The organism is Paracidovorax avenae ATCC 19860 (assembly GCF_000176855.2).
GTDB lineage: Bacteria > Pseudomonadota > Gammaproteobacteria > Burkholderiales > Burkholderiaceae_C > Paracidovorax > Paracidovorax avenae.
Map to the genome: position 1 here is coordinate 3,572,163 of NC_015138.1, position 20,836 is coordinate 3,592,998.

The window sequence follows — 20,836 nt, forward strand, 5'->3', positions numbered from 1 at the left end:
TGCTTTCCCCGCCACCGACCGATCCCCAAGGCTTCTTCCCATGGACAACCTATCCATCCACCTGGAACCGGCCCGCGCCTTCCTCTTCCAGTTGGGCGCCTACCTGCCGCGCCTGCTCTTCGCCCTGCTCATCCTCGCGGCCGGCTGGCTCGTGGCGAAGGCCGTGCGCTTCGCGGTCACGCGCGGGCTGCGGGCCATCAACTTCCACGTGCTCACCGAACGCGCGGGCCTGGACGAGTTCCTGCGGCAGGCCGGCTCGCGCCGCGACGCCACGGCCGTCTTCGGCCTGCTGGCGTACGGCCTGGTGCTGCTCGCGGCCCTGCTGGTCGCCTTCAACAGCCTGGGCCTGAGCTATGTCACCGCCCTGCTCAGCCGCGTGCTGTGGTTCATACCGAACCTTTTCGTCGCGCTGTTGATCCTGGTACTGGGCACGTATTTCGGCCGCGTGGTCGGCGAACTCGTCTCCGCCTACCTGCGCCGCGCCGGCATGGCCGACACGGTGCTGCCGGGCAAGGCGGCGCAGTACGCCATCGTGGTGTTCTCGGTGCTGATCGCGCTGGACCAGCTCGGCATCGGCGGCGACATCGTGCGCCAGAGCTTCCTCATCCTGCTCGCGGGCGTGGTCTTCGCGCTGGCCCTGGCCTTCGGCCTCGGGGGGCGGGACCGGGCCGCCGAGTACATCGAGCAGTGGTGGCCGCGCCGGAGGCGCGAACCGCCCGGGGGCGCGGACCGGCTGCCCCCGCGCGACCCGCGACCCTGAACGCGCTCCTGAACCTCGCCGGCCCCAGGCCGGCTTTTTCATGCCCGTCGACACTCGGGCCAACCCGCCGAACCGCTGATCCTGCCGCAGGGCGGAATTCGCCGGTACCCGCAGGCCACATCCATGTGCCGCAGCCTGCTGCGCACGTTCACGCACGGGAAAACCCCAGCCCCCCGCGTCAGCCTTTTCTCAGCCCAGGCGCCGTACGATCCGCTTTAATCCCGGGCGGGCGCGGCGCCGTGGTTTCTTCCTGCCGCGCGCATCCATCGAACAACGTGAACGACAGGAGACAGCAAGCGTGACAGGACTCCTCCAACTGGCCAGGGGCATGGACTGGGTTTCCACCAAGCTCAGCAAGGTCGCGGGCTGGGCCGTGCTGGCCGCCGCCCTGATTTCCGCGGGCAACGCCCTCGTGCGCTACGGGCTCGACATGAGCTCCAATGCGTGGCTCGAGATCCAGTGGTACCTCTTCGGCACCACCGTGATGCTCGGCGCACCCGTGGTGCTCAAGCTCAACGAACACGTGCGCGTGGACATCATCTACGGCAAGCTGCGCGGCCGCGGGCCGGTCTTCGTCGACCTGTTCGGCCTCATCTTCTTCCTGATGCCCGTGATGGGCCTGCTCACCTGGCTCACCTGGCCATTCTTCTGGAACATGTACGTCACCAAGGAGATGTCCGGCAACATCGGCGGCCTGATCCGCTGGCCCGCCGCGCTGCTGCTGCCCGTGGGCTTCGGCGCGGTCTTCCTGCAGGGCCTGGCCGAGATCGTCAAGCGCGTGGCCTACCTGACGGGTCACCTGCAGATCAGCACGCATTACGAGAAGCCGGTGCAGTAAACGCATCGACAAAAAAGCGCCGACCGACCCGACTTCTCCAGGAAGACTCTCCCCATGCACATGGAAAACTTCGCCCCGATCATGTTCGCGGGGCTGATCGTGATCATGCTGATCGGCTTTCCGGTCGCGTTCTCGCTCGCGGCCCTGGGCCTGTTCAGCGGCTTCTTCGCCATCGAGATGGGCTGGTTCCCGGCCAACTTCATGGCCAACCTGCCGATCAACATGTTCGGCATCCTGTCGAACGACCTGCTGCTGGCCATCCCGTTCTTCACGCTGATGGGCGCGGTGCTCGAGAAATGCGGCCTCGCCGAGGACATGCTCGACTCCATGGGCCAGCTCTTCGGCCCGGTGCGCGGCGGCCTGGGCTACTCGGTCATCATCGTGGGCTTCATCCTGGGTGCCATCACCGGCACCGTGGCCGGCCAGGTGATCGCCATGGCCATGATCTCGCTGCCCGTGATGATGCGCTACGGCTACAACATGCGCTATTCCACCGGCGTGCTGGCCGCCTCGGGCACCATCACGCAGCTGGTGCCGCCCTCGCTGGTGCTGATCGTCATGGCCGACCAGCTCGGCCGCTCGGTGGGCGACATGTACAAGGGCGCCTGGGGCCCGGCCATCCTGCAGGTGCTGATCTTCGCGATCTACACCTTCATCCTGGGCCGTATCCGCCCCGAGTACGTGCCCGGCCTGCCCCGCACCGCGCGCACGCTGCACGGCTGGGCCCTGTGGGGCAAGTGCCTGCGCGGCATCATCCCCTCGGCCATCCTGATCTTCGCGGTGCTCGGCTCCATGGGGGGTTTGCCGTTCATGGACCATGCCATCGCCACGCCCACCGAGGCGGGCGCCATGGGCGCCGTGGGCTCGCTGATCCTTGCGGCCATCCACAAGCGCCTGACGTGGCAGCTCATCAAGGAAGCCATGGACGGCACCATGCGCCTCACGGCCATGGTGGTGTTCATCCTGATCGGCTCGCGCGTGTTCTCGCTGGTGTTCCAGGGCGTCGATGGCGCCATCTGGATCGAGCACATGCTCACCGACCTGCCGGGCGGCCAGATCGGCTTCCTGATCGTCGTGAACATCTTCATCTTCTTCCTGGCGTTCTTCCTCGACTTCTTCGAGATCGCCTTCATCATCCTGCCGCTGCTGGGCCCTGTGGCGCACAAGCTGGGCATCGACCTCGTGTGGTTCGGCGTGCTGCTGTGCGTGAACATGCAGACCAGCTTCATGCACCCGCCCTTCGGCTTCGCCCTCTTCTACCTGCGCGGCATCGCCGACACGCTCTTCAAGGAAAAGCGCATCGACCGCCCGGTGAAATCGAGCGACATCTACATGGGCTCCATTCCCTGGGTGGTGATGCAACTGATCCTCGTGGGCATCGTGATCTTCTTCCCGCAGACCGTGACCATCTTCCTCGACAAGGAAAAGGTGGTCGATCTGGACAAGGTGCAGCTCGACATGCCCGCGGACAGCTCGGCGGAACCGTCCATCAACATGGACGACCCCTTCGGCACGGGCAACAAACCCGCTGACGGTGCCTCTGCGGCCCCGGGCGCGGAGCCCGCCATGCCGGTGCCGGAACCGATGCCCGAGCCGGCGACGCCGGAACCCGCGCCGGAAGGCGCAGCCAGCACCCCGCAATGACGGACCATGGACTGCCCCCGCCCGGCAACGGCGGGGCCGCCATCGACATCGAAAGCGCCGCCTTCCCGCCCCTGGTGCGGCTGCTCGCCGTGGCCATCGTGGGCGGGCTGGCGGCCTTCGCGCTCTGGTCCATCCCCGCGCTGCGCAGCGCGCAATGGACCTTTCCGGCCCTGGCGACCTTCGGCCTCGCGGCCGTGCTGATCGGCTGGATGGGCTGGTGGATGGTGTTCAGCCGCACGCGCTTTTCCAGCGAAGACGGCGGCGTGATCGTGCAGACCTGGCTCTGGGACAAGCGGGTGCGGGCGGCCGACGTGGCGAGCTTCAAGATCGTGCACTGGCCATGGTTCCGTGCCGTGATCGCGCCGCGCATCCTGCTGCGCCGCAAGGGCGGAGGGATCACGTGGGTGCATGCGGCGGATGCGGGGGTGCTGGTGGCGTTCGGGGAGAGTGTGGTGAGGGTGGGGGCTGGGGCTGTACCCCAATCACGCTGACGGATGTGGTGACTTCCGGAGCCGGGATTTCGCCCCGGCGGGCGAGTCACTTTCTTTCGCTTCGCCGAAAGAAAGTAACCAAAGAAAGGGCGACCCTGCTGGATGCGACCCCGTTTGCCCGCAGGGCGAACGGGGCAACCTGGGGTGCTCGGGGGTGGGGTGTGCCGTGGAACTCGCTTCGCGCTGCGCGCTACGCTCGGACAACCACGGCAAGTCAGTTCACGAAGCGGACGTGTCCTGCGGCACGCCCGCCACCCCACCCCCTGCGCGCCCCAAGCGCATCCAGAAGGGGTGATCCGGGCCTTCGCGTTGCTCGGCCCCAAAGCCTTCGCTGCGCTCGGCAAAAAACCCAACGCTCCGCTCCAAGGAAAACGGTGCGCGGTGCGTAGCACTCGCGCACCCCAGGCCGAGCGAAGCAATGGCCCGTGTGCTGCCCCCCGCCCTCGTGGCTGCGCCGAGGAGCGCAGGGCGCGGGGCGGGCAGGCGTGCCGCAGGACACGCCTGCTTCGTGATCTGGCTCGCCGTGGTTGTCCGAGCGCAGCGCGCAGCGCGAAGCGAGTTCCACGGCGCCGCCCCGCGACCGAGCACCACAGGCTGCCCCCTTCGCCCAACAGGGCGAAGGGGGACGCAGACACCAGGGCTCGCCTTTTCTTTGCCTACTTTCTTTTGGCGAAGCAAAAGAAAGTAGGTGCGCCGCCGGGCGCACATCCCGGCCCCGGGAAAAAACCACCCCCAAAAAAAGAAAAAAGGCGACCCCAAGGCCGCCCCAAAGAAACACGCAGCTTCTTCTTGTACCCAGCCAACCCGCTCAGAGCTTCTGCGCCTGCATGAACCGGTCGAACGTCCCTTCCGTGAACCGGAACCACGCGTTCTCGTCCGCCAGGAACTTCGCGTAGTCCGTATAGACCTTCTTCCACTCCGGATTGGTATTGTTCAGGTCCGCATAGATCTGCTGCGCCGACTTGAACGCCGCATTCATCACATCCTGCGTGAACGGCCGCAGCTTGGTGCCCGAGCCCACGAGCTGCTTGATCGCCACGGGGTTGCGCGCGTCGTACTTGGACAGCATCGTGACGTGGGCGTGCGAGGCGGCAGCCTCCACCACGGCCTTGTATTCGGCCGGCAGGCCTTCCCAGGCCTTGGTGTTGATGTAGAAGTCCAGCTGCGGGCCGCCTTCCCACCAGCCGGGGTAGTAGTAGAACGGCGCGACCTTGTTGAAGCCCAGCTTCTGGTCGTCGTACGGGCCCACCCACTCCAGCGCGTCGATCGTGCCCTTCTCCAGCGCGGGATACAGGTCGGCGCCGGGGATGGATTGCGGGATCACGCCGAAGGGTTCCAGCACCTTGCCCGCGAACGGGTTGGTGCGGAACTTCAGGCCCTTGAGGTCGGCGACGGACTTGATCTCCTTGCGGAACCAGCCGCCCATCTGCGCGCCCGTGTTGCCGCCGGGGAAGCTGATGATGTTGTACTTGGCGTAGAACTCGCGCATCAGCTTCAGGCCGTTGCCCTCGTACATCCACGCGTTCATCTGCCGCGCGTTCAGGCCGAAGGGCACGGCGCAGCCGAGGCAGAACGTCGGGTCCTTGCCGTAGAAGTAGTAGGGCGCCGTGTGCGCCATCTCGACGGAGGCGTTCTGCACGCCGTCCACCACGCCGAAGGCCGGCATCAGTTCGCCGCCGGCATGCACCGAGATCTGGAACTTGCCGCTGGTGGCTTCGCTGACCTTCTTGGAGAACACTTCCGCCGTGCCGTAGATGGTGTCCAGCGATTTCGGGAAGCTGGACGCAAGGCGCCAGCGGATGCTGGCCTGGGCGTGCACAGCGGGGGCTGCGCCGGCCGCCAGCACGCCGGCGATGCCAGCGTGCCTGAGGATGGAACGACGATCCATGGATGGGTCTCCGGTAATGATTTGCGAGCGAACGGCCGCGGGGCTCCGGATCACGGGGCGGCCGGGACGGACTGTTTCAGCCGGAAACGATTGTAGGAATGGGCCACTCCGGCCCGTTGGGGGTTTTCCCGCGAAAGAAAAACACCGCGCGCACGGCACTCAGCCTTCTGCAAGCTTGCCGCGCGCTCCGGGCCCGGCCGTGCGGCCGGGCGCCCTGCAGGACATCAGCCCGCGGCGGGACCGAAGCGTGCCGTGATGGACCGCACGATGCCCTCGGCATCGAGGCCCTGCAGCGCGAGCAGGCGGGCCGGGTCGCCGTGCTCGATGAACACGTCCGGCAGGCCGAGCTGCAGCACGGGCTTCTGGATGCCGGCGGCGTTCAGCGCCTCGCACACGGCGCTGCCGGCACCGCCCAGCACGGCGCCCTCTTCCACCGTCACCAGGGCGTCGTGCCCGGCCGCGATCTCCAGCAGCAGCGCGGTGTCCAGCGGCTTGGCCCAGCGCATGTTGGCCACCGTGGCGTCCAGCGTTTCGGCGGCCTGCAGCGCGGGGTACAGCAGCGTGCCGAATGCCAGGATCGCGATGCGTTGTCCCGCGCGGCGCACTTCGCCTTTGCCGAAGGGCAACCCCTCCAGTCCCGGCAGGGGAGCAACGCCCGCGCCGCTGCCGCGCGGATAGCGCACGGCCACGGGGTGGTCCTGTTCGTAGGCGGTGGACAGCAATTGCCGGCACTCGCGCTCGTCCGCCGGGCAGGCGATGCTCATGTTGGGAATGCAGCGCACGAAGGGGATGTCGTAGGCGCCCGCATGCGTGGCGCCGTCGGCGCCGACGAGGCCCGCGCGGTCCAGTGCGAACACCACCGGCAGGTTCTGCAGTGCCACGTCGTGGATGAGCTGGTCGTAGGCGCGCTGCAGGAAGGTGGAGTAGATCGCCACCACGGGCTTCACGCCCTCGCAGGCCATGCCCGCGGCGAAGGTCACGGCATGCTGCTCTGCGATGCCCACGTCGTAGTAGCGGCCCGGAAAACTCTTCTCGAACTCCACCATGCCCGAGCCCTCGCGCATGGCCGGTGTGATGCCCACGAGCCGCTCGTCCTGCGCGGCCATGTCGCAGAGCCACTGCCCGAACACCTGCGTGAAGGTCTGCTTCGGTGGCGTGGCGGGCGGGGTGATGCCGACGCTGGGATCGAACTTGCCCGGGCCGTGGTAGGCAACCGGGTCGGCCTCGGCCAGCTTGTAGCCCTGCCCCTTCTTCGTGACCACGTGCAGGAACTGCGGCCCTTTCAGGCCCTTGATGTTCTCCAGCGTGGGAATGAGCGAATCCAGGTCGTGCCCGTCGATCGGGCCGATGTAGTTGAAGCCGAACTTCTCGAACAGCGTGGCGGGCACCACCATGCCCTTGGCCTGCTGCTCGAAGCGCTTGGCGAGCTCGAGCAGCGGCGGCACGGGTTTGAGCACCGTCTTGCCGACATTCTTCGCGGCGGCGTAGAAGTGCCCGCTCATGAGCTGCGCCAGGTAGCGGTTGAGCGCGCCCACGGGCGGGCTGATGCTCATGTCGTTGTCGTTGAGGATGACCAGCAGGTCGGCATCGGCCACCCCCGCGTTGTTCAGCGCCTCGAAAGCCATGCCGGCGGTCATGGCGCCGTCGCCGATGATGGCCACGGCGCGGCGGTCCTCGCCCCGCTGGCGTGCGGCCAGCGCCATGCCCAGGGCCGCGGAGATGCTGGTGCTCGAATGCGCGGTGCCGAACGTGTCGTACTCGCTTTCCGTGCGCTGGGGAAAGCCCGAGAGCCCGCCCAGCTGGCGCAGAGTGGGCATGCGGTCGCGCCGGCCGGTGAGGATCTTGTGCGGATAGGTCTGGTGGCCCACGTCCCACACCAGCCGGTCGCGCGGGGTATCGAACACGGCGTGCAGCGCCACCGTGAGTTCCACCGTCCCGAGGTTGGAACTGAGATGCCCCCCCGTCTTGGACACGCTGTCCAGCACGAATGCGCGCAGCTCCGCGGCCAGCTCTTTCAGCTGGGCGCGCGACATGCGGCGCAGGTCGGCCGGGTCGTTCACGGTCTGCAGGAGAGGGAAGGAATTCGTGGACATATTGCTCTTGGTTGGGTGGCGCCGGCACGCTTGCGCCGGGGAACGGGGCGGGACGCGCGCGGTCCGGCCCCCAGTCTCAGCGGGATCGGTCGATCACCATGTCGGCCAGCGCCGCCAGCACGCGCGTGCCCGCCAGGCCGCTGCCCTGCAGGGCGGCATGCGCCTCGTCGCGCAGGGCGGCCGCATAGGCGCGTGCCTGGTCCAGCCCGAGCAGCGAGACATAGGTAGGCTTGTCGCTGGCCGCGTCCTTGCCGGCCGTCTTGCCCAGCGTGGCGGAATCGGCCACCACGTCCAGCACGTCGTCCACCACCTGGAAGGCGAGCCCCAGGGCCGCGCCGTAGCGCGACAGGGCGTCCCACGCCGCGGGGGCCGCCGCTCCGCAGGCCGCGCCCATCAGCACGCTGGACTGCAGCAGCGCCCCGGTCTTGAGGCGGTGCATGCGGCGCAGTTCGTCCTCCGACAGCGCGATGCCCACGCTGGCCAGGTCGATCGCCTGCCCGCCGGCCATGCCGTCGGCGCCCGCGGCCCGTGCCAGCAGGCGGCACAGCCGGGCCTGCATGGCCTCGGGCACGTCGTCCTCGGGCGTGAGCAGCTCGAACGCCAGGGCCTGCAGCGCATCGCCCGCAAGCAGCGCCTGGGCCTGGCCGAACTGCACGTGCACCGTGGGCTTGCCGCGGCGCAGCACGTCGTTGTCCATGCAGGGCATGTCGTCGTGCACCAGCGAATAGGCGTGGATCAGCTCCACCGAGCAGGCCGCGCGCAGCGCCGCGCCAGCGTGGCCCGACACGGCCTCGGCCGCGGCGAGCACCAGCAGCGGGCGCAGGCGCTTGCCGGCGCCCAGCACCGCGTAGCGCATGGCATCGCCCAGGCCGCCCGGGGCATCGGCGGGCACCCAGGCCTCCAGGGCTTCCTCGACGCGCTGCAGCGCCTGCGCGCTCCATGCGGAAAGGTCGAAGCCGGCGTCGCCGGCGTGCGGGGAAAGCGCAGCGGTGCCCATCAGTCTTGCGTCCACGGTTGCAGCGTGCCGTTCTCCAGCACCTTGATCTGGTCCTGCACGGCCTCCAGGCGGCCACGGCAGAACGCCAGCAGCTCCGCGCCGCGCTGGTAGCCGGCCAGCATCTGCTCGAGCGGCAGCTGGCCCGACTCGATGCGGCCCACCAGCTGTTCCAGCTCCTCGAGCGCAGCTTCGTAGCTCGCGGGCTCGGCGGACGGGGGGGCGGAAGCGGGAGGAGAGGCCTTGGGCATGGAAAGCAGCCGCGCCGGCGGGCGCAGGTAAAACGGGCCATTTTAGGCGCATGGCCGGGCCTGCAGCGTCGCGCATGCGGCCTTCGCACACCGGCCACGAAAACCCAATACACGCACACGGGGCGCGGAAATAACCCCATTGGCTACAATCCCATTTCTTCGTCGAACCGGCTGTGGGTACTTTGCTCGGCCGGTTTCGTTTTTTCCACGTCCCCGTGCGCACGCGCACCCTCCCTGTGGGGAGTCTTTAGGTCAGGTCACCCATGTCTGATTTAAGTCTTCAACTGCAGCAGGCCGCAAGCCAACTACCAGTTTCAAGCTATTTCGATGATGCGCTGTTCCGGCGCGAGCTGGACACCATCTTTCAGCGCGGGCCCCGCTATGTGGGGCACCAGCTGAGCGTGCCCGAACCGGGCGATTATTACGCGCTGCCGCAGGAAGGACAGGGCCGTGCCCTGGTGCGCAACGCGCAGGGCGGCATCGAACTGGTCTCCAACGTGTGCCGCCACCGCCAGGCGGTGATGCTGCAGGGCCGGGGCAACCTGCGCACGAACGGCAAGGGCCACGCCGCGGGCAACATCGTCTGCCCGCTGCACCGCTGGACGTACTCGCCCCAGGGCGAGCTGCTGGGCGCGCCGCACTTCTCGCACGACCCCTGCCTGAACCTGAACAACTACGCGCTGCGCGAGTGGAACGGCCTCCTCTTCGAGGACAACGGCCGCGACATCGCCGCCGACCTCGCCGGCATGGGCCCGCTCGCGGAGCTCTCGTTCGACGGCTATGTGCTCGACAAGGTCGAGCTGCACGAGTGCAACTACAACTGGAAGACCTTCATCGAGGTCTACCTCGAGGACTACCACGTGGGCCCGTTCCACCCGGGGCTGGGCAACTTCGTCACCTGCGACGACCTGCGCTGGGAGTTCCAGAAGCACTATTCCGTGCAGACCGTGGGCGTGGCCTCCACCTTCGGCAAGCCCGGCTCGGATGTGTACCGCAAGTGGCACGAGGTGCTGCTGAACTACCGCGAGGGCCGCATGCCCGAGCGCGGCGCGATCTGGCTCACCTACTACCCCCACATCATGGTGGAGTGGTATCCGCACGTGCTCACCGTGTCCACGCTGCACCCCATCAGCCCGACGCGCACGCTCAACATGGTCGAGTTCTACTACCCCGAGGAGATCGCCGCCTTCGAGCGTGAATTCGTCGAGGCCCAGCAGGCCGCCTACATGGAGACCTGCATCGAGGACGACGAGATCGGCGAGCGCATGGACGCGGGCCGCAAGGCCCTGCTGGCGCGCGGCGACAACGAGGTCGGCCCCTACCAGAGCCCGATGGAAGACGGCATGCAGCACTTCCACGAGTGGTACCGCGACGCCATGGGCGCCGCCGTGCCGCGCGGCTGAACGGCCCGGCGGCGGCACGGGGCGCCCGGGCCGGCCGCCGCGAATCCCGGAAGGTGGGCTTTCGCGGGCCCTCTTTCCGGACCGGGCCCTGCAGCCTGGCCTAACATCGGCGGGACGCCCCCGCCCGCCCCTCATCTTCCGCTCCACGCCCATGCAAGCCCTCTGGATGGTCCTCGCCGCATTCCTCTTCGCGAGCATGGGGGTCTGCGTGAAGCTGGCATCGGCCCATTTCAACGCGGCCGAGCTGGTGTGCTACCGGGGCATCATCGGCATGGCCATCCTCTGGGCGCTGGCGCGGCGCCAGGGCGTGGGGCTGGGCACGCGCTACCCGGGCATGCATGCCTGGCGCAGCCTGATCGGCGTGGCCTCCCTGGGCGCCTGGTTCTATGCCATCGCGCACCTGCCGCTCGCCACCGCCATGACGCTCAACTACATGAGCAGCGTGTGGATCGCCGCCTTCATCGTGGGCGGTGCCCTGCTGGCGTGGCGGCCTTCGGGCGGTGCCGGCGGCACGCGCCCGCCCCTGCAGGCGCCGCTGGTGCTGACGGTGATGGCCGGCTTCGCCGGCGTGGTCATGATGCTGCGCCCCAGTATTGGTGCCAACGAGATGTTCGCCGGCCTGATCGGGCTGCTCTCGGGCCTGTCCGCCGCCTTCGCCTACATGCAGGTGATGGCGCTGTCGCGCATCGGCGAGCCGGAGACGCGCACGGTGTTCTATTTCGCGGTCGGCTCGGCCGTGGCGGGCGGCGCGGCCATGCTGCTCACGGGCGCCTCGGCGTGGCCGGGCTGGCCCGGCCTGTGGCTGCTGCCCATCGGCATCCTCGCCGCCGCGGGCCAGCTCTGCATGACGCGCGCCTATGCGCGGGCGGGCTCGCAGCGCGGCACCCTGGTGGTTGCCAACCTGCAGTATTCCGGGATCGTGTTCGCGGGGGTGTACAGCGTGGTGCTGTTCGGCGACGACATTCCCCCCATCGGCTGGGCCGGCATGGCGCTGATCATCGTGAGCGGGATCGTCGCCACCGTATTGCGCGCGCGTGCGGCACCCGGCGCGCCGGCGGAAGAGCACTGAGCCGGCACGGCACGGCACGGCACGGCACGGTGGCGGCACGCCGATGGCCGTGCCACGCGGTTGGCGGCCTGCGCCGACGCCGGGCGCGCCCCGCACGCAGCACAATCCGCACCATGGGAGCCTGCCCGGCCGCACCTTCCGGGAACGCCGGCCTCCCATTCCCTCACGCTCCATCGACTGAACACGCCATGGCCTATACCACCCTCATTTCCGCCGACGAACTCAAGGCGCTGCGCGCGAGCGGCGCGCCGCTGATGGTCTTCGACTGCAGCTTCGACCTGGCGCACCCTTCGCGCGGGCAGCAGCAATACCTCGAGTCGCACATCCCAGGAGCGGTGTACGCGCACCTCGACGAATCGCTCAGCGCCCGGCACGGCGTGCCCGGCGCGGGCGGCACCATCGTGGCGAAGGAAGGCGAAATGCCGTCGTCGGGCGGCCGGCACCCGCTGCCCCATCCCGAGCGCTTCGCCGCCTGGCTCTCCTCGGTGGGCTTTTCCAATGCGATGCAGGCGGTGGTGTACGACCGCAACGGCACCAACTTCTGCGGGCGCCTGTGGTGGATGCTGCAGTGGGCAGGCCACGAAGCCGTGGCGGTGCTCGACGGCGGACTGCAGGCCTGGGAGCAGGCCGGCGGCGAACTCGCACACGGCGAGGAGCCCGCGCACTTCCAGGCGAACTTCGCCCTGGGCGAGCCCCTGCAGCGGCTGGCCACGGCCGCCGAGGTCCAGGCCGCGCTGGGCCGGCCAGGCCAGACGGTGGTGGATGCACGCGCGCCCGCGCGCTACCGCGGCGAGGTGGAGCCGCTCGATCCGGTCGCCGGCCACATTCCCGGCGCGCTGAACCGCCCGTTCTCCGACAACCTCGGGCCCGACGGCCGCTTCAAGCCGGCCGCGCAGCTGCGGGCCGAATTCGAATCGCTGCTAGCGGGCCGTGATCCCTCCACCGTGGTGCACCAGTGCGGCAGCGGCGTGAGCGCCACGCCCAACGTGCTGGCCATGCAGGTCGCCGGGCTGGGCAGGACCGCGCTGTTCGCGGGCAGCTGGAGCGAGTGGTGCAGCGATCCGTCCCGCCCCGTCGAGCGCGGCTGACGGCACCACGGCGGCAGGCCTGCGCCGCCGCCGCGTTCGCGGAGAAAAACGCATAAGCTAGTCCGCAAATCTTCGTTCCCGTGCGGTGGGGCCGGTCCCGAGAATGGCCGCATCACCTGCCCGAGGACCGAAGAATGACCGCATCCGTTTCACGCCGCCGCCTGCTCGCTGCCGCCGCCACTGCGCCACTGGGGCTGGGCGCGCTCCCCCTCGCATTCGCGGCCGACCGCCTGCGCATCGGCGTGGTGCCTGGCGCCTACGCGGACTCCGTCAACGTGGCGGCAAAAGAAGCCCGGGCCCAGGGCCTGCAGGTCGAGGTGATCGAGTTCACCGACTGGACGACGCCGAACGTGGCGCTGAACGCGGGCGACATCGACATCAACTATTTCCAGCACCAGCCCTTCCTCGCCAACGCGATCAGGAAGCAGGGTTTCCAGCTCGCGAGCGCGGGCACCGGCATCCTGGCCAACGTGGGCCTGTATTCGCTGAAGCACAAGAAAGTGGAGGACGTGCCCGCCGGCGGCAAGGTGGGCATGGCCAACGACCCGGTCAACCAAGGCCGCGGCCTGTTGCTCCTGCAGAAAGTGGGCCTCGTCCGGCTCAAGCCCGACGTGGGCTACCTCGGCACGCTGGCCGACATCGTGGACAACCCGAAGAAGCTCCGCTTCGTGGAAGTCGAAGGCCCGCAGCTGGTGCGCATCACGCCCGATGTGGACATCGCCCAAGGCTATCCGCATTTCATCGTGGCGGCCAAGGCGTTCGACCCGTCCAGCGGCCTGGCCTACTCGGGCATCGAGGACGCGCAGTTCGCGATCCAGTTCGTGGTCCGGCAGGACCGCGTGAACGATCCGGTGGTGCAGCGTTTCGTGCGCCTCTACCAAAACTCGCCGGCGGTGAAGAGCGAGACGCGGCGCGCGTTCGCCAACGACGACCGGCTCTACACGCTGGCCTGGGCCCGTTCGTGAGGCAAGAGGTGCTCCGCATGGCCTTTGCCTCCGTGCTGCGCTGCGCTCCAGCGTTCCCAGGTCCTGGCGGGCCTCGGGCCACCGTCCTGCTGCGCACCGGCGTCGCGGCATCGGCCGCCGTGCCCTCCTTTCCCGGCGCGGACGCAGCCCCGGCGGCCGACGGCACGGCTGCGCCGCGGGGCACCGTCGCCCTGCGCGGCGTCGGCAAGATCTACGCGTCTCCCGCTGGCGACGTGGCCGCGCTGCAGGAGATCGACCTGGACATCCCGGCCGGCAGCATCTTCGGCATCATCGGCCGCAGCGGCGCGGGCAAGTCCAGCCTGCTGCGCACCATCAACCGGCTGGAGACGCCGTCGCACGGGCAGGTGCTCATCGACGGCGTGGACATCGGCACGCTGGACGACGACGGCCTGGTCGCGCTGCGCCGCCGCATCGGCATGGTCTTCCAGCATTTCAACCTGCTGTCCGCCAAGACGGTGTTCGACAACATCGCCCTGCCGCTGCGCGTGGCGGGCGCCCGCCCTGCGGAGGTCACGCGGCGGGTGAACGAACTCCTGGAACTCGTGGGCCTGCAGGACAAGCACCGCAGCCACCCGGGCCGGCTGTCCGGCGGACAGAAGCAGCGCGTGGGCATCGCGCGCGCCCTGGCCACCGACCCGGAGATCCTGCTGTGCGACGAGGCCACTTCGGCCCTGGACCCGGAAACCACGCACGCCATCCTGCAACTGCTGAAGGACATCAACCGGCGCCTGGGCATCACCGTCATCCTGATCACACACGAGATGCGCGTGATTCGCGAGATCGCCGACCAGGTGGTGGTGCTCGAGCGAGGACGCATCGCCGAACAGGGCCCCGTCTGGCAGGTGTTCGGCGCGCCGCGCCACGATGCCACGCGGGCGCTGCTGGCCCCGCTGCGCCAGGGCCTGCCTCCGGACCTGCGCGCACGGCTGCAGGCGCATCCACCGCAGGGCGGCCCGTTCGCGGCCATCGTGCAGCTCGGCTACAGCGGCGAAGGCGGCCTCGAGCCCGATCTCGCGCGCATCGCCGCCGCCCTGCGCCCCGGCGCACGGCTGGTGCACGGCGGCGTGGACCGCATCCAGGGGCATGCGCAGGGCGAGCTGGTGCTGGCCGTGGACGGCGGCGCCGCACTGGCCGACCTCGCCCCGCTCACCACCGGCCCCGACGCGATCGCCCACTCCGTCCAGGTGATCGGCTACCTGCCCCACGGCCCGTCGCAGCCTCCGGCAGCACATCCATCCACGCATCCACCCGCCCACCCATGAGCCTTTCGCTGTCCATTCCCGCCGAACGCTACGGCCAGGCGCTGGCCGACACCCTGCTGATGGTCGGTGTCTCCGGCACGGCCGCATTCCTCGCCGGCATCCCGCTGGCCCTGCTGCTCATCGTGACGGCTCCCGGCGGCTTTCTCGCCTCGCCCCGCGTGCACCGCGTGGCCGGCAGCGTGATCAACGGCTTCCGGGCCACGCCCTTCATCGTGCTGCTGGTGGCGCTCATTCCCTTCACGCGCCTCGTGGCCGGCACCACCATCGGCGTCTGGGCAGCGATCGTGCCGCTGTCGATCAGCGCCACGCCGTTCTTCGCGCGCATCGCGGAAGTCAGCCTGCGCGAGGTGGACCGCGGCCTGGTCGAGGCCGCGCAGGCCATGGGCTGCCGCAAGTGGCACATCGTGCGGCACGTCTATCTGCCGGAGGCGCTGCCCGGCATCGTGGGCGGCTTCACGATCACGCTGGTGGCGCTGATCGGCGCCTCCGCCATGGCCGGCGCGGTGGGCGCTGGCGGCCTGGGCGACCTGGCGATCCGCTATGGCTACCAGCGCTTCGACACCCAGGTGATGGTGATCGTGATCGCCGTGCTGATCGCGCTGGTCACCGCGGTGCAGTCCGCTGGCGACTTCTGCGTGCGGCGCCTGCGCGATCGCTGAGCCCCGCCCTCTGCCCCGATCCCAAGGAACCCCCACCCATGGAAGCCCCTTCCTCCGAAGGCCCCGCCGCCACCACCCGCCTGCCCCTGCCGCCGCGCACGCCGCACCGCATCGCCAGCGAGGCCGAAGCACTCGACATCGCCCGCGCACTGGCGCGCGAATTCCGCCAGGACGCGGCATCGCGCGACCGCGAGCGCCGCCTGCCCAGGGACGAGATCGAGCAATACACCGCGAGCGGCCTCGGCGGCATCGGCGTGCCGCGCGCCCACGGCGGCATCGGCGCCTCGTTCCGCACGCTGATGGAGGTGTTCGCCATCCTGTGCGCGGCCGACCCGTCGCTGGGGCAGATTCCGCAGAACCACCACGCGCTCATCCGCCACCTGGTGGAGTTCGGCAACCCGTCGCTGCAGCGCCGCATCTTCGCGGACGTGCTGGCGGGGCACCGGCTGGGCAATGCCGGCCCGGAGCGCAAGGCCCGCGCCGCCGCGGTCCACCACGCCACGGCGCGGCTGCGGCGGGATGCGCAGGGAACGCTGCGCGCCAGCGGCACGCGCCACTATTCCACCGGGGCGCTGTTCGCGCACTGGGTGCCCTTCCGCGCGGAAGACGAGCACGGCCGCCCGGTGCAGGTCTGGGTGCGCCGCACGGCGCCCGGGCTGCAGGTGATCGATGACTGGGACGCCTTCGGCCAGCGCACGACGGCCAGCGGCAGCGTCGTGCTGCAGGACGTACCCGTGGAAGACGACGACGTGGTCGCCCTCCACGCCGCGCAGGACCGGCCCACGCTGACAGGGCCGTTCTCGCAACTGCTGCAGGCCTCCATCGACCTGGGGATCGCCGAGGGTGCCCTGGAGGACGCGCTCGCCTACGTGCGCGAGAAGACCCGGCCCTGGGTGGATTCCGGCGTGGAACACGCCTACGACGATCCGCACATCCTGCGCGAGGTCGGCGAACTGGCCATCGACGTGCATGCGGCCCGCGAGATGTTGGCCGAGGCCGCGGACCTGCTGGATGCATCGGCCCGGGCACCGCTCACGGACGCCGCCAGCGCCGAGGCCTCGGTGGCGGTCGCGCGCGCGAAGGTGCTGACCACGGAGGCCGCGCTGCGCGCCGGCGAGCACCTGCTGGAGCTGGCCGGCACCTCGGCATCGCGCACCGTCCACAACCTCGACCGGCACTGGCGCAATGCGCGCGTCCACACGCTGCACGACCCCGTGCGCTGGAAATACCACCTCATCGGCCGCTACGTGCTGAACGGCCAGGCGCCACGCCGCCACCAGTGGAACTGACCAGGACCGCCCATGACCGCACACACCCCGCAAGAACGGCACTCCCTGCAGCAGGCAGCCCCTACCCTGCCGGCATCACCCGTGCCGCCACCGCCCGCACGCCGGCCGCCCGTGCTGGCCACGCCCGGGCAGATCCTCGGCGCCGCCGCCGCGCTCGCCCGCGAATGGGCGCCCCAGGCGCCCGCGCGCGACCGGGAGCGACGGCTGCCATGGACGGAAATCGAGGCCTACAGCGCCAGCGGGCTCTGGGGCATCACCGTGCCGCAGGCCCACGGCGGCCCGGGCGCCGACGCCTGGACGCTCGCGCAGACCATCGCCACGGTCTCGGCGGCGGACGGATCGCTGGGCCACATCCCGCAGAACCATTTCTACGCCCTCGAAGTGCTGCGCGTGGGCGGCACCGAGGCCCAGCAGCGCTTCTTCCACGGGCGCGTGCTGCAGGGCGAGCGCTTCGGCAACGCCCTGTCCGAAACTGGCCACCGCGACTACCGGCGCCGTACCCGCCTGGAGCGCTCCGGCAGCGGCTGGGTGCTGCACGGGCGCAAGTCCTACTGCACCGGCGCGATCTTCGCGCACTGGATTCCCACGCAGGCCATGCAGCAGTTGGATGACGGCCGCGAGGCGAGCGTGATCGCCTTCGTGCCGCGCCATGCGCCCGGCGTCACGGTGGAGGACGACTGGGACGGCATGGGACAGCGTGTGACGGGCAGCGGATCGGTGGCGCTGGACGGCGTGCGGGTGGAGCCCGAATGGATCGTGCCGTTCCAGGCCAGCTTCGAGCGGCCCACGGCCATCGGGCCGTTCGCCCAGATCATGCATGCCGCCATCGACCTCGGCATCGGCGAGGGGGCGCTGCAGGCTGCCCTGCCCTTCATCCGCACCCGGGCGCGCCCCTGGATCGACGCCCAGGTGGAACATGCCACGGACGACCCCCTCACCCTGCATGCCGTGGGCGACGTGGACCTGCGCCTGCGCGCGGCCCGGGCGATGCTGCGCCGGGCCGCGCGCTTCGTCGATACCGCCCGGCACGCACCCGATGAAGACGCCGTGGCCGCCGCATCGGTGGCCGTGGCCGAGGCCCGTGCGCTCGCCCACCGCGCAGGCCTGCTGGCCGCCAACAAGCTGCTGGAGCTGGGCGGCACCTCCGCCACCGCGGCGGAACACGGCTTCGATCGCTTCTGGCGCAACGTGCGCACCCACACCCTGCACGATCCGGTGCGGTGGAAGTACCACGCCGTGGGCAACTACCTGCTCAACGGCACCCGGCCTCCGCGCCACGGAGCCCTGTGATGCCCGGCACGCAACGCTCCCGCCCCATCATCCTCAACGCGTTCAGCATGAACACGGTGGGGCACATCAACCACGGCCTCTGGACGCATCCCCGCGACCGGTCGGGCGAATACCACTCGCTGGACTATTGGACCGGGCTCGCGCGCGAACTGGAGCGCGGCCTGTTCGACGGCCTCTTCCTGGCCGACATCGTCGGCGTGTACGACACCTACGGCCAGTCGGCAGACGTTACCCTGCGCGAATCGGTGCAGTTGCCGGTGAACGACCCCGTGCTGGTCGTGCCCGCCATGGCCGCCGCCACGCGGCACCTGTCGTACGGCGTCACCGTGAACCTGAGCTACGAGCAACCCTACCTGCTGGCACGGCGGTTCTCGACGCTGGACCACCTCACGTGCGGCCGCGTGGGCTGGAACATCGTCACCGGCTACCTCGATTCGGCCGCGCGCGCCATGGGCGTGGCGCAGCAGATGCCGCACGACGAGCGCTACGACCGGGCCGACGAATTCATGGACGTGGCCTACCAGCTCTGGGAAGGCAGCTGGGACGACGACGCCGTCCTGCGCGACCGCGCCCGGCGCATCTATGCCGATCCGGCCCGCGTGCGGCCGGTGCGCCACCACGGCACGCACTACCGGGTCGAGGGCTACCACCTCTGCGAGCCGTCTCCACAGCGCACGCCGGTGCTCCTGCAGGCCGGCAGCTCCGGCCGCGGGCTGCGTTTCGCCGCCCGGCACGCGGAGTGCGTGTTCATGTCCACCCAGGACAAGGCCTCCACGCGGGAACTGGTCCGCGCCCTGCGCGCGGAGGTGGTCCGCGCGGGCCGCCATCCCGATGACGTGAAGGTGGTGGTGGGGCTCACCGCCGTACCCGGCGCCACCCGCCGCGAAGCCGAGGACAGGTACCAGGACTACTGCCGCCATGCCAGCCCGGAGGCGGCGCTCGCCCACCTCTCGGCCGGGGCGGGCATCGATTTCTCCACGTACCGGCAGGACATGCCCCTGCTGGGCCAGCACCGCAGCAACGGCATCGAGAACAGCCTGCGGCGCCTGGCCAACGGGCGCGCCCACTACACCCTGGGCGACCTCCTGGAGGAGCTGGCCCTGGGCGGCCGCTACGCCACCGTGGTCGGCTCGCCGCAGGACATCGCCGACGAAATGCAGTCCTGGCTGGACGAGGCCGGGGTGGACGGGTTCAACCTCGCGCGCACCGTGGTACCCGAGAGCTACACGGACTTCATCGACCTCGTGGTGCCCGAACTGCAGAACCGCGGCCTGCACAAGACCGCCTACGCCGAAGGCACGCTGCGCCACAAGCTGGCCGGCCGGGGCGACCGGCTGGCGCCGACACACCACGGGGCGGGCTTTCGCCCTGCCCCCGGGACACGCGCCGTGCGCGCGGCGTAGCAAGACCGCACACATGCCCCCCAGCGGATCCGGCCGGCGAAGCGTGCGGCGCGACCGGCCGCTGCCAGCCGCACCCTCACGATCAGGCGGCGGACATGCCCTGACCGGCGTGCAGCGGGCCACGGCCGGGCCACGGCTGAGCCATAGGCAGCCCGTATCCACCCGATAGCCGTGCCTGCCACCCCGGCGGCGTACTGCGCCCCTCCACAGCACGCCGTCCCTCGCATTCGCCGTTCCGCCCCTGGCGGGCCTGTAAGGCAAATTCCTACATGCCCGGCTTGCCGACGAGACACGACGCACCTCCAAACCCCGACTTAATTTCCGATTGGACCGAATTCACAATCCATTTCAACGGATCGCGACACACCTGCACACCGCCAGGGGCCTCGGGATCTGCTAACGGAAAAGGAATGCACCATGACCTCGGAACAACTTCTCGCTGAAATCCGCGAAGCCAACCTCACCTACCTGATGCTGGCCCAGACGCTGATCCGCCAGGACAAGGCCGAAGCCGTGTTCCGCCTGGGCATCAACGAAGACGCCGCGGACATCCTGGCCTCCCTCTCGGCGGCCCAGGTGCTCAAGCTGGCCTCCCGCAACACCCTGCTGTGCAGCTTCCGCGTGGACGACAACCTCGTCTGGAGCCTGCTCACCAACCACAACACGCCCAAGAAGGTCGGCAACGAAGCCACCAACACGCTGCACGCCAACATCCTCATGGCCAGCCGCGTGTCGGAAGTGCTCTGATCCTTCCCCCCGCAGTCCGACCTTCCCGCCCCTTCCGCCCCCGAAAGACCGCCATGACCGCAGCTGCCGCCCCCGTGAAGAGCGTCCTGAACGAATCCAAGCAGATCGAGCGCGCCGCCATGCTGATCCAGATGGGCGCCCGCATGCAGGTGCTGGAGTCGGAGACCTCCTTGTCGTACGAGCGGCTGATCCGGCTCTACAAGGAAATCGCGGGCAAGTCGCCTTCCAAGGGCCAGCTGCCGTTCTCCACCGACTGGTTCCTCACCTGGCAGGAGAACGTCCACAGCTCCCTGTTCCTGAACATCTACGAATACCTGTCCAAGGGCGTGAGCCTGGACTCCGTGGAGCTGCTCACCAAGGCCTACCGGCTCTACAGCGAGCAGGTCGCCACGGCCGAGATCGAACCCCTGCTGTCCTTCACCCGCGCATGGCGCCTCGTGAAGTTCGTGGATGCCGGTATGCTCACGCGCACCAAGTGTTCGCAGTGCGGCGGCCATTTCGTCACTGAAATGTACGAAAATCCCCGCGCCTACACCTGCGGGCTGTGCAATCCTCCGGCCCGCGCCGGCAAGAGCAAGTCGGCCGGCGCCCTGATGCTGCACTGATGCATTCCCGTGGCCCGGCGGCGCCCGCCGGCCACCCCTATGACCCGCCGCAGTGCCCTCCGTGGCGCACCCTGCG

The 20,836-nt window shown here is 69.6% G+C and carries 19 protein-coding genes; 15 read left to right on the forward strand and 4 right to left on the reverse strand.

All coding sequences use genetic code 11. From position 1 onward, the window contains the following. Nucleotides 1-40: 40 nt before the first annotated feature. The 4 genes from ACAV_RS15555 (at nucleotide 41) to ACAV_RS15570 (ending at nucleotide 3,733) form a co-directional block, all read left to right on the forward strand. A complete protein-coding gene (locus ACAV_RS15555; protein ID WP_013595529.1) occupies nucleotides 41-760 on the forward strand; it encodes a mechanosensitive ion channel family protein in 720 nt (239 codons plus the stop codon). 298 nt (nucleotides 761-1,058) lie between these two features. Further along, entirely contained in the window at nucleotides 1,059-1,598 is a 540-nt protein-coding gene (locus ACAV_RS15560; RefSeq protein WP_013595530.1) for a TRAP transporter small permease subunit, read from the forward strand. A 54-nt stretch (nucleotides 1,599-1,652) separates the two neighbouring features. Beyond that, complete coding sequence (locus tag ACAV_RS15565) at nucleotides 1,653-3,242, forward strand: TRAP transporter large permease (protein ID WP_013595531.1); 1,590 nt, start codon at nucleotides 1,653-1,655, stop codon at nucleotides 3,240-3,242. After that, complete coding sequence (locus ACAV_RS15570) at nucleotides 3,239-3,733, forward strand: hypothetical protein (RefSeq protein WP_013595532.1); 495 nt, start codon at nucleotides 3,239-3,241, stop codon at nucleotides 3,731-3,733. Before ACAV_RS15565 ends, ACAV_RS15570 begins: the two co-directional genes overlap by 4 nt. A gap of 808 nt (nucleotides 3,734-4,541) precedes the next feature. On the opposite strand, the gene ACAV_RS15575 is transcribed toward ACAV_RS15570, so the two are convergent. The 4 genes from ACAV_RS15575 to ACAV_RS15590 form a co-directional block, all read right to left on the reverse strand. Beyond that, on the reverse strand, nucleotides 4,542-5,621 hold the full coding sequence (locus ACAV_RS15575) for a TRAP transporter substrate-binding protein (protein ID WP_013595534.1): 1,080 nt from the start codon (nucleotides 5,619-5,621) through the stop codon (nucleotides 4,542-4,544). A gap of 224 nt (nucleotides 5,622-5,845) precedes the next feature. After that, entirely contained in the window at nucleotides 5,846-7,714 is a 1,869-nt protein-coding gene (dxs, locus tag ACAV_RS15580; RefSeq protein ID WP_013595535.1) for a 1-deoxy-D-xylulose-5-phosphate synthase, read from the reverse strand. Nucleotides 7,715-7,790: 76 nt separating this feature from the next. After that, on the reverse strand, nucleotides 7,791-8,711 hold the full coding sequence (locus tag ACAV_RS15585; protein ID WP_013595536.1) for a polyprenyl synthetase family protein: 921 nt from the start codon (nucleotides 8,709-8,711) through the stop codon (nucleotides 7,791-7,793). After that, nucleotides 8,711-8,959: an exodeoxyribonuclease VII small subunit gene (locus tag ACAV_RS15590; RefSeq protein WP_013595537.1), complete on the reverse strand. Its 249-nt coding sequence runs from the start codon at nucleotides 8,957-8,959 to the stop codon at nucleotides 8,711-8,713. The genes ACAV_RS15585 and ACAV_RS15590 overlap by 1 nt, the downstream gene beginning before the upstream one ends. A 263-nt stretch (nucleotides 8,960-9,222) precedes the next feature. On the opposite strand from ACAV_RS15590, the gene ACAV_RS15595 reads away from it, so the two are divergent. The 11 genes from ACAV_RS15595 (at nucleotide 9,223) to flhC (ending at nucleotide 20,760) form a co-directional block, all read left to right on the forward strand. After that, nucleotides 9,223-10,362, forward strand: coding sequence for an aromatic ring-hydroxylating oxygenase subunit alpha (locus tag ACAV_RS15595; RefSeq protein ID WP_013595538.1), 1,140 nt, complete (start codon nucleotides 9,223-9,225; stop codon nucleotides 10,360-10,362). A gap of 151 nt (nucleotides 10,363-10,513) precedes the next feature. Next, the gene (locus ACAV_RS15600) at nucleotides 10,514-11,431 is read left to right on the forward strand and encodes a DMT family transporter (RefSeq protein WP_013595539.1); all 918 of its coding nucleotides are present in this window, start codon (nucleotides 10,514-10,516) and stop codon (nucleotides 11,429-11,431) included. Between the two features lie 188 nt (nucleotides 11,432-11,619). Continuing rightward, a complete protein-coding gene (locus ACAV_RS15605) occupies nucleotides 11,620-12,519 on the forward strand; it encodes a sulfurtransferase (protein WP_013595540.1) in 900 nt (299 codons plus the stop codon). 134 nt (nucleotides 12,520-12,653) lie between these two features. After that, nucleotides 12,654-13,484, forward strand: coding sequence for a MetQ/NlpA family ABC transporter substrate-binding protein (locus ACAV_RS15610; RefSeq protein ID WP_013595541.1), 831 nt, complete (start codon nucleotides 12,654-12,656; stop codon nucleotides 13,482-13,484). Between the two features lie 17 nt (nucleotides 13,485-13,501). Next, the gene (locus ACAV_RS15615; protein ID WP_013595542.1) at nucleotides 13,502-14,767 is read left to right on the forward strand and encodes a methionine ABC transporter ATP-binding protein; all 1,266 of its coding nucleotides are present in this window, start codon (nucleotides 13,502-13,504) and stop codon (nucleotides 14,765-14,767) included. After that, nucleotides 14,764-15,426 carry a methionine ABC transporter permease gene (locus ACAV_RS15620; protein ID WP_013595543.1) on the forward strand — a complete coding sequence of 221 codons (663 nt, stop codon included), beginning with the start codon at nucleotides 14,764-14,766 and terminating at the stop codon, nucleotides 15,424-15,426. The genes ACAV_RS15615 and ACAV_RS15620 overlap by 4 nt, the downstream gene beginning before the upstream one ends. Nucleotides 15,427-15,464: 38 nt before the next feature. Continuing rightward, nucleotides 15,465-16,715, forward strand: a complete 1,251-nt coding sequence (locus ACAV_RS15625; protein WP_013595544.1) for an SfnB family sulfur acquisition oxidoreductase — start codon at nucleotides 15,465-15,467, stop codon at nucleotides 16,713-16,715. Between the two features lie 12 nt (nucleotides 16,716-16,727). Next, nucleotides 16,728-18,005 (forward strand): SfnB family sulfur acquisition oxidoreductase, encoded by a 1,278-nt coding sequence (locus ACAV_RS15630; RefSeq protein WP_013595545.1) that lies wholly within the window; start codon nucleotides 16,728-16,730, stop codon nucleotides 18,003-18,005. Beyond that, nucleotides 18,005-19,408 carry an LLM class flavin-dependent oxidoreductase gene (locus tag ACAV_RS15635; RefSeq protein WP_013595546.1) on the forward strand — a complete coding sequence of 468 codons (1,404 nt, stop codon included), beginning with the start codon at nucleotides 18,005-18,007 and terminating at the stop codon, nucleotides 19,406-19,408. The genes ACAV_RS15630 and ACAV_RS15635 overlap by 1 nt, the downstream gene beginning before the upstream one ends. 417 nt (nucleotides 19,409-19,825) lie before the next feature. Next, nucleotides 19,826-20,155, forward strand: a complete 330-nt coding sequence (gene flhD, locus ACAV_RS15640; protein WP_013595547.1) for a flagellar transcriptional regulator FlhD — start codon at nucleotides 19,826-19,828, stop codon at nucleotides 20,153-20,155. Between the two features lie 53 nt (nucleotides 20,156-20,208). Then, entirely contained in the window at nucleotides 20,209-20,760 is a 552-nt protein-coding gene (gene flhC / locus ACAV_RS15645; protein WP_013595548.1) for a flagellar transcriptional regulator FlhC, read from the forward strand. The last annotated feature ends 76 nt before the right edge of the window (nucleotides 20,761-20,836 follow it).

Excerpts from the sequence above, each read along its gene's own strand:
- ACAV_RS15555 (WP_013595529.1), top strand. The coding sequence starts at position 41 with ATGGACAACCTATCCATCCACCTGGAACCGGCCCGCGCCTTCCTCTTC.
- ACAV_RS15565 (WP_013595531.1), top strand. The coding sequence starts at position 1,653 with ATGCACATGGAAAACTTCGCCCCGATCATGTTCGCGGGGCTGATCGTG.
- ACAV_RS15570 (WP_013595532.1), top strand. The coding sequence starts at position 3,239 with ATGACGGACCATGGACTGCCCCCGCCCGGCAACGGCGGGGCCGCCATC.
- ACAV_RS15575 (WP_013595534.1), bottom strand. The coding sequence starts at position 5,621 with ATGGATCGTCGTTCCATCCTCAGGCACGCTGGCATCGCCGGCGTGCTG.
- dxs (WP_013595535.1), bottom strand. The coding sequence starts at position 7,714 with ATGTCCACGAATTCCTTCCCTCTCCTGCAGACCGTGAACGACCCGGCC.
- ACAV_RS15585 (WP_013595536.1), bottom strand. The coding sequence starts at position 8,711 with ATGGGCACCGCTGCGCTTTCCCCGCACGCCGGCGACGCCGGCTTCGAC.
- ACAV_RS15590 (WP_013595537.1), bottom strand. The coding sequence starts at position 8,959 with ATGCCCAAGGCCTCTCCTCCCGCTTCCGCCCCCCCGTCCGCCGAGCCC.
- ACAV_RS15595 (WP_013595538.1), top strand. The coding sequence starts at position 9,223 with ATGTCTGATTTAAGTCTTCAACTGCAGCAGGCCGCAAGCCAACTACCA.
- ACAV_RS15600 (WP_013595539.1), top strand. The coding sequence starts at position 10,514 with ATGCAAGCCCTCTGGATGGTCCTCGCCGCATTCCTCTTCGCGAGCATG.
- ACAV_RS15605 (WP_013595540.1), top strand. The coding sequence starts at position 11,620 with ATGGCCTATACCACCCTCATTTCCGCCGACGAACTCAAGGCGCTGCGC.
- ACAV_RS15610 (WP_013595541.1), top strand. The coding sequence starts at position 12,654 with ATGACCGCATCCGTTTCACGCCGCCGCCTGCTCGCTGCCGCCGCCACT.
- ACAV_RS15615 (WP_013595542.1), top strand. The coding sequence starts at position 13,502 with ATGGCCTTTGCCTCCGTGCTGCGCTGCGCTCCAGCGTTCCCAGGTCCT.
- ACAV_RS15620 (WP_013595543.1), top strand. The coding sequence starts at position 14,764 with ATGAGCCTTTCGCTGTCCATTCCCGCCGAACGCTACGGCCAGGCGCTG.
- ACAV_RS15625 (WP_013595544.1), top strand. The coding sequence starts at position 15,465 with ATGGAAGCCCCTTCCTCCGAAGGCCCCGCCGCCACCACCCGCCTGCCC.
- ACAV_RS15630 (WP_013595545.1), top strand. The coding sequence starts at position 16,728 with ATGACCGCACACACCCCGCAAGAACGGCACTCCCTGCAGCAGGCAGCC.
- ACAV_RS15635 (WP_013595546.1), top strand. The coding sequence starts at position 18,005 with ATGCCCGGCACGCAACGCTCCCGCCCCATCATCCTCAACGCGTTCAGC.
- flhD (WP_013595547.1), top strand. The coding sequence starts at position 19,826 with ATGACCTCGGAACAACTTCTCGCTGAAATCCGCGAAGCCAACCTCACC.
- flhC (WP_013595548.1), top strand. The coding sequence starts at position 20,209 with ATGACCGCAGCTGCCGCCCCCGTGAAGAGCGTCCTGAACGAATCCAAG.